Origin of the sequence: Odoribacter sp. N54.MGS-14, assembly GCF_000980295.1 — a bacterium.
Taxonomy (GTDB): Bacteria; Bacteroidota; Bacteroidia; order Bacteroidales; family Marinifilaceae; genus Odoribacter; species Odoribacter splanchnicus.
Window position 1 is genome coordinate 1 of the sequence record NZ_LARL01000122.1, and the last position, 3,805, is coordinate 3,805.

The 3,805-nt window shown below is 42.7% G+C and carries 4 protein-coding genes; 2 read left to right on the forward strand and 2 right to left on the reverse strand.

Features of this window, described 5'->3' with window-relative positions; genetic code table 11:
- The coding region (locus WS42_RS14330) for a hypothetical protein (protein WP_046451324.1) at window positions 1–1,119 on the forward strand (1,119 nt) is incomplete at its 5' end.
- A 198-nt stretch (window positions 1,120–1,317) separates the two neighbouring features.
- Here the strand turns inward: WS42_RS14330 and WS42_RS14335 are convergent.
- On the reverse strand, window positions 1,318–2,379 hold the full coding sequence (locus tag WS42_RS14335; RefSeq protein ID WP_046403487.1) for a CRISPR-associated protein Cas7/Cst2/DevR, subtype I-B/TNEAP: 1,062 nt from the start codon (window positions 2,377–2,379) through the stop codon (window positions 1,318–1,320).
- Between the two features lie 12 nt (window positions 2,380–2,391).
- A complete protein-coding gene (locus tag WS42_RS14340) occupies window positions 2,392–2,682 on the reverse strand; it encodes a hypothetical protein (protein WP_046403486.1) in 291 nt (96 codons plus the stop codon).
- A gap of 333 nt (window positions 2,683–3,015) precedes the next feature.
- Here WS42_RS14340 and WS42_RS14345 point away from each other — a divergent pair.
- On the forward strand, window positions 3,016–3,805 hold a 790-nt coding region (locus tag WS42_RS14345; protein ID WP_046451325.1), incomplete at its 3' end, for a site-specific integrase.

The window sequence follows — 3,805 nt, forward strand, 5'->3', positions numbered from 1 at the left end:
ACTGCCCCTGAAGTACTTCAGGAAAAAATACGGAAATATCATTTAGCAGACGATTTCACTATTGATAGTCTGGAAAATATTTTACCAACCAAATCTTTGCATAATAACAGTCAGAAAAACCGGCATCCGTTCAGTGAACCTGCCGAACGATTTTTTTGGGAATATGCACAACGTGAAAAATGGAAAATCGAACGAGAATATAAAATCTTGAAAAAACAATTTGAACTTTCAAAATTGAAAGTATTTGCTGAAGCTCAACTTGTGGAATTCAATTTATTACCTCCGGAGGTATACAAGGCAAGCAGGAAAGTTACAAACTCGCTTTCAATACATAATCATTTCTGGCGGTCAACAGAAAATATAGCACTTAATGGTTTCCTGCCCTCGAAATTGAAGGAAGAGGGAAGTTGTGTTATTTCTTTTTGTAACCGGACAATCATGATCACTCTGGATCATAAGACCATTCTTCAACTCATAAACAAACTGGAAACATATTCTCTGAATGATATTATACTTCGGGGACATTCCTATCAGAACACGAAGACATTCGTAGTACTAGGTAACAATGCAGTCCATTTAGAAAATGCAGTTTATGAAGAATTGCTCGATATTCTTCAGGATTATTTAAAAGTGTATTCGGAAGAATACAGCAAATTCCAAAAGTATATCGGGGCAGAAAATTTTTCTTTTTACAAAGATACCAATGATTATATGTTATTGGAAACAAGCCGGGAGAATTGGCGTAAGTTAATCCAATACGCCAGGAAATTCGATACAGAGCAAGGAACAACATCAGAATATTGTTTCAATTCCAATGATCATCATCTTTTAGCCATTTCAGCACAAAACAATATAAAGTTCCGTCTTTTACCAGCTAATTCTATCAAAAACGAAGATTCATTTTTATTCCCCGATGATCAATTATGCATTTTATGGGAAATACCCGATACCGGAAGCAGAAAAGCCATCGAAACAGGAGATGTATGGACTGCACAGCAGACTTATGAATGGCTGCAAAAGTTACTTCAGCAATTTACAGACGAAAGCCCGGATGCCGATCAAGCCGTTCCCGGCAAACAGAGATTTTTCAGGAAAATGCTGGATTTCTTTTTTAAATAGATATTCCCAAAGTCCTATTAAAAAAACGCTTGACAAGGGGGGTACATGACCAACTACAATTTCAATTCTATCAAGTTCAATTTAGAATATGGTCTTGGAGGAAAACCTGTTAGCCGCGGCTTATTTCAATTCTACCAGTTCTCATTAATCCCCTGCCAGGCAACCAAAATCACCTGGCAGGAACTGTTTCTATGCGCCTTATTGATTCTCATAATCAAACGCCATCATCATATCCGTCAGCTTCTTTTCCGCTTCTTCCAAAGCAGTTGCCCTTTCATTCACCGTAACCACATAACTCGCACAGGGCAACGTCACAAACACTTCGGCCCCTGCTGTCTCGTCAATGATTAATTTCGCTTTGGGCTTGTCGCCTTCTTCAATCAGCTTGGTCCGGATGGCCCCGGCAATATGGTTTGCATTATCACTTACAGCAAGCGCCAATGTCTCCATCAGACTAAAAGTACGGGCCTGATTGGAAGTAATCCGCCAATTGATCAAAGCATTTGCCAATACAGGAATGATCTTTTCTCTTTCAGCCTTCGGCATGACCAGACATTCTCCGAAAACATTTTTCGATTTCACCCACCCTTCAGCTTCCAGGGCAGTAATCATCTCCGGGGACAATTCCGGTTCATGCTGATTGGTGGTAACGCAAAATAAAGCCCTCAAATCAATAGCCATGTCAGCAACAAACAAACCTGTTGCCCGGGTATTGTCAGGAATCCAAATCCGTTTGGTTAAAGTACGGTTGTTATTCTGCAAATATGCCTCTATTTCTTCCTTTGTCATTAAACGGTCACTACCCTCTATCCGTACATTAACCGGATGCCACTCAGGCCGGTCACTACGGTCAAAGGTGATATTCTCTTTATCCCGTTCGAGGCCTCCCAATAAAGGATGAATGGGACGCATCGCAGATACCGACAAAGGACTCCGGCGTTTTAAAGCAACCATATCCTTTCCAGCCCGCATCCAGCCTCCAATCAACTGGTCGATATACCTGGGATCACAGGGAGCCCAGGTTTCTTTATTTTCCAGACCATCTTTTTTCGTTATATTATAATTAAAAGTAATTGGAGCCATCGGTACGTTCAGATCATCGGTCAAAGTTGTCAGGATACAACGTTTTATTTGCTGCCCGCTTGAATAAGGCACCATCCGGTTAAATAAAGGATCAAAATAGGCTTTCTGTCCTTCCTGCACACAGAATACAGTATGTTCTGCATGTTTCAGTGTTCTGATGTAAATGTATGGTTTCATTGGATTACAATTTTATTGATTACAAACTATCGCATAATTAAACCGGACTAAAGTCAAAAAATAAGGAATATTATCCACTGGCATTGAATGAATAAGTTTTCCGATATCCTCTGCAAATTTTATATCAGGAATTTGAGGAATAATTTGCTGCAATTCATTCAGAAAAATCATTCGGGAATTAGTTTCCAATATCTTATTCACTTGATTCCTCCTTGTCATGTTACTTTTTTTATCCCCAAGTACATAGGTATGTAACATTTGAGCAATTTCCCGGGATTTTTCCCACAAATCTTCATTATTCACTTTTGCAAAGTTACTACAAAAAAGTGAAATGCGGAAAGATATAGTGATAGAATTGAGTTACAAGGGTTTTGGTTGAAGTGGCGATAATCCGTGAAGCCATTACAATCCCTGCCGAAGCCAAATCCTGACGCCGCTACGTTACTTGTTCGTAACCATGCCCGAAAATGCGACAAACGGGTACGAATAGCGAAACAAGGCTCTAAGGAATAGTGAGTTATCCATAACTCATGCGAAAAATCAGGTTACGGAAAAAGATTGCGCCGTTCCTCCCCGTTTTGCGTACCAACACCGGACTCTTCACCAACTAATTTTGAAACCCAAAAATTAAGGACAATGAAGAGTACATTTTCAGTAATCTACTACCTCAAGCGTCAGGTAGTGAAAAAGGACGGGACAGTTCCCGTCATGGGACGCATCACGGTGGACGGCAGCCAGACACAGTTCAGCTGCAAACTGACTGTCGATCCGAAACTGTGGGACACCAAAGGTGGACGTGTCACGGGCAGAAGCACGGCGGCACTCGAAACGAACCGTATGCTTGACAAGATGCGGGTACGCATCAACAGGCATTATCAGGAAATCATGGAGCGTGACAACTTCGTCACGGCGGAGAAGGTGAAGAACGCCTTTCTCGGACTGGAACACCGCTACCACACGCTGATGCAGGTGTTCCGCCAGCACAACGAGGACTACGAGAAGCAGGTGGAGGCAGGCATGAAAGCCAAAGGCACGCTGCTGAAGTACCGCACCGTTTACAAGCACATGCAAGAGTTCCTCGACATCCGCTACCATGTGAAGGACATCGCCCTAAAAGAGCTTACCCCGGCTTTCATCTCCGACTTCGAGATGTTCCTGCGCACGGACAAGCACTGCTGCACCAATACCGTGTGGCTGTACGTCTGCCCGTTACGGACGATGGTATTCATCGCCATCAACAACGAGTGGCTGACGCGCGACCCGTTCCGCGAGTATGAAATCAAGAAGGAGGAAACAACACGCAGTTTCCTGACCAAAGATGAGATCCGCCTGCTGATGGAGGGGAAACTGAAAAACGCCAAACAGGAATTGTACCGCGACCTCTACCTGTTCTGCGCCTTCACGGGCTTGTCATTCGCCGATATGC

What these genes read in the sequence shown, in the direction of transcription:
- WS42_RS14335 (WP_046403487.1), bottom strand. Translation starts at nt 2,379, where the DNA reads ATGAAACCATACATTTACATCAGAACACTGAAACATGCAGAACATACT.